Raw genomic sequence first — 3,297 nt, 5'->3', positions numbered from 1 at the left:
CGACGCTGGCCGCGGCTTCGCCGTGGTGGCACAGGAGGTCAAGGCGCTCGCCAGCCAGACCGCAAAGGCCACCGACGAGATCAGCACCCAGATCGCAGGCATGCAGACCGCGACCCAGGAAGCGGTCGGCTCGATCAAGATGATCTCGTCGACGATCGGAAAAATTTCGGAAATCACCAGCGCTATATCCTCGGCGATCGAGGAACAGGGCGCCGCCACCCAGGAAATTTCCGGCAATATCCAGCGCACCGCCGCGGGCACTTCGCAGGTCGCCGGCACCATTGCCGAAGTCAGCCATGGCGCCAACCAGACCGGCGCAGCCTCGAACCAATTGCTGTCATCGGCGAAGCAATTGTCCGATTCCACCGCCAGCCTGCAGGTCGAAATCGACGGCTTCCTGAAGTCGATCGCGGCGGCGGCGTAATCCCGGGCTCCTCGTTGGCATCAGGCTTAGATCCGGCACTCCCCGCCGATCTATCACCCGTACCCAACCGTCAACCCTGCACCATCGCCTGAGCGCTTTACGAATACCGCATCACGCCGTCGTCGACCTTGCCGTAGCGCAGCGTGACGATATCGAGCGCGTAGTTCTGGTACAGCCGCCACGGCCGCTTCGAGCCCTGCTTCGGCATTTTCGCGATCGAACGCTGCACATAGCCGGATGAGAAATCCAGCGACGGCAATTCGGTAACGCCGGGATCGACATTGTGTGCCACGCACTGCTTGTAGCCGTGCCGGTCCATGTAGTTGATCAGGCGGCAGACATATTCGCAGGTCAGGTCGCATTTCAGCGTCCACGACGCATTGGTGTAGCCGAACGCCGACGCCATGTTGGGCACGTCGGAATACATCATGCCCTTGTAGTTCAGGGTTCTCGCGAAATCGACCACGCGGCCGTCGACACTGACCTCCATGCCGCCGAGCACCTGCAGCACCAGCCCGGTGGCGGTGACGATGATGTCGGCCTCGAGCTCGCTGCCGTCCTTCAGCTTGATGCCGCCTTTGGTAAAATGGTCGATCTCGGAGGTGACGACCGACGCACGCTTGTCCCGGATCGCCTTGAACAGATCGCCGTCGGGCACCAGGCAGAGCCGCTGATCCCAGGGATTGTAGCGCGGTGTGAAATGGGTGGCGACGTCGTAGTCCGGCCCGAGCGCCATCCTGACGCCGCCGAGGATCAGGTTCTTGACCTTCTCCGGCCTGCGTTTGGAAAGCTGGAAGAAAAACATGCCCCAGCCTACGTTGCGCCAGCGGATCAGATGGTAAGCGAGTTTTGACGGCAGCTTCGCGCGCAGTTTGTTGGCGACCGGGTCCTCCGCCGGCCGCGCCACCACGTAGGTCGGCGAGCGCTGCAGCATGATGACATGCGCCGCCTGTTTTGCCATTTCCGGCACCAGCGTCACCGCGGTCGCGCCCGAGCCGATCACCACCACCTTCTTGCCGGCGTAGTCGATGTCTTCAGGCCATTTCTGCGGATGCACGATGCGGCCGGCAAAATTGTCGCGGCCGGCAAATTCCGGCGTGTAGCCTTCCTCGTATTTGTAATAGCCCGAGCACATGAACAGGAAATTGCAGGTGAAGCGCACCAGCTCGGTGCCGCCCTCGCCTGACGTGCGCTCGACTTCCACGGTCCAGCGCGCCTCCGGCGTCGACCATGACGCGCGCTTGACCCGGTGATGAAAGCGGATCTTCTTGTCGATGCCATTCTCGGCCGCGGTCTCGCGGACATAGTTCAAAATCCGCGGCCCGTCGGCGATCGCCTTGGCCTCGACCCACGGCTTGAACGAATAGCCCAGCGTAAACATGTCCGAGTCGGAGCGAATGCCGGGATAGCGGAACAGATCCCAGGTGCCGCCGATACAGTCCCGGCCCTCCAGAATGACGAAACTCTTGCCCGGGCACTTCTGCTGCAGGTGATAGCCCGCGCCGATGCCGGACAAGCCGGCGCCGACGATCAGGACGTCGAAATGTTCTGAAGCCATGGTGGTCTCCCGAGCCCTGCCGCCGTCATGGCCGGGCTTCGTCCCGGCCATCCACGTCTCTGTCAACGCAGACTCTAAAGACGTGGATGCCCGGCACAAGGCCGGGCATGACGAAAATCGTCGTCATTCCGGGGCGCGAGCGAAGCGAGCGGACCCGGAATCCAGAGGTGGCAGCGCGAGATTCCCCGATGTGCAATTGCACATCTGAGGTTCGCGCTAACCTGCGCCCCGGAACGACGAGCTCAGTTCCTCAATACCGGTAATGATCGCTCTTGAACGGGCCTTCCGGCTTGACGCCGATGTACTCCGCCTGGTCCTGGCGCAGTTCGGTCAGCTTGACGCCGATCTTGGCGAGATGCAGCCGGGCCACCTTCTCGTCCAGCGATTTCGGCAGCACGTAGACTTCCTTCTTGTACTTGCCATCCTTGTTGTTGGCCCACAGTTCGATCTGCGCCAGCGTCTGGTTGGTGAACGACGCCGACATTACGAAGCTCGGATGGCCCATGGCGTTGCCGAGGTTCACCAGGCGGCCTTCCGACAACAGGATCATCCGCTTGCCGTCGGGAAAGGTGATCTCGTCGACCTGCGGCTTGATGTTGTCCCACTTCAGGTTCTTCAGATGCGCGATCTGGATCTCGTTGTCGAAGTGACCGATGTTGCAGACGATGGCGCGGTCCTTCATCGCGCGCATGTGCTCGATGGTGATGATGTCCTTGTTGCCGGTGGCGGTGACGAAGATGTCGGCACGGGGGGCGGCGTCTTCCATGGTGACGACCTCGTAGCCTTCCATCGCCGCCTGCAGCGCGCAGATCGGATCGATTTCGGACACCATCACGCGGCAGCCGGCCTGGCGCAGCGAGGCCGCCGAGCCCTTGCCGACGTCGCCGAAGCCGGCAACCATTGCGATCTTGCCGGACATCATCACGTCGGTGCCGCGGCGGATGCCGTCGACCAGCGACTCGCGGCAGCCGTAGAGGTTGTCGAACTTCGATTTTGTCACGCTGTCGTTGACGTTGATCGCCGGGAACAAGAGCTTGCCGCTCTTCTGCATCTCGTAGAGGCGATGCACGCCGGTGGTGGTCTCTTCCGAAACGCCTTTGATGTTCTTGGCGATCTCGGCGAAATACCCCTTGGGCTTTTCCTTCAGGAGCCGCTTAATCAGCGCGTAGAATACTTCCTCTTCGTCCGATTCCGGCTTGTCGAGAAACGCGACGTCGCCCTGCTCGGCGCGCAGGCCGTGATGCACCAGCATGGTGGCGTCGCCGCCGTCATCGAGGATCATGTTGGGGGTGCCGCCGCCGTGCCAGTCGAACAT

The 3,297-nt window shown here is 62.0% G+C and carries 3 protein-coding genes; 1 reads left to right on the top strand and 2 read right to left on the bottom strand.

Going from position 1 to position 3,297, the window contains the following annotated elements:
• Positions 1-424 (top strand): methyl-accepting chemotaxis protein (locus Q7U29_RS01775; protein ID WP_304737716.1); only part of this gene is annotated, 424 nt, incomplete at its 5' end.
• A 97-nt stretch (positions 425-521) separates the two neighbouring features.
• Here the strand turns inward: Q7U29_RS01775 and Q7U29_RS01770 are convergent.
• Positions 522-1,982 (bottom strand): NAD(P)/FAD-dependent oxidoreductase, encoded by a 1,461-nt coding sequence (locus Q7U29_RS01770; protein ID WP_304737714.1) that lies wholly within the window; start codon positions 1,980-1,982, stop codon positions 522-524.
• A 250-nt stretch (positions 1,983-2,232) separates the two neighbouring features.
• Positions 2,233-3,297 (bottom strand): adenosylhomocysteinase (locus Q7U29_RS01765; protein ID WP_304737712.1); only part of this gene is annotated, 1,065 nt, incomplete at its 5' end.

Source organism: Bradyrhizobium sp. (assembly GCF_030654605.1).
Lineage (GTDB): Bacteria > Pseudomonadota > Alphaproteobacteria > Rhizobiales > Xanthobacteraceae > Bradyrhizobium.
The sequence above is the reverse complement of the archived record's forward strand: the minus strand, read 5'-3'. Positions and strand labels throughout refer to the sequence as shown.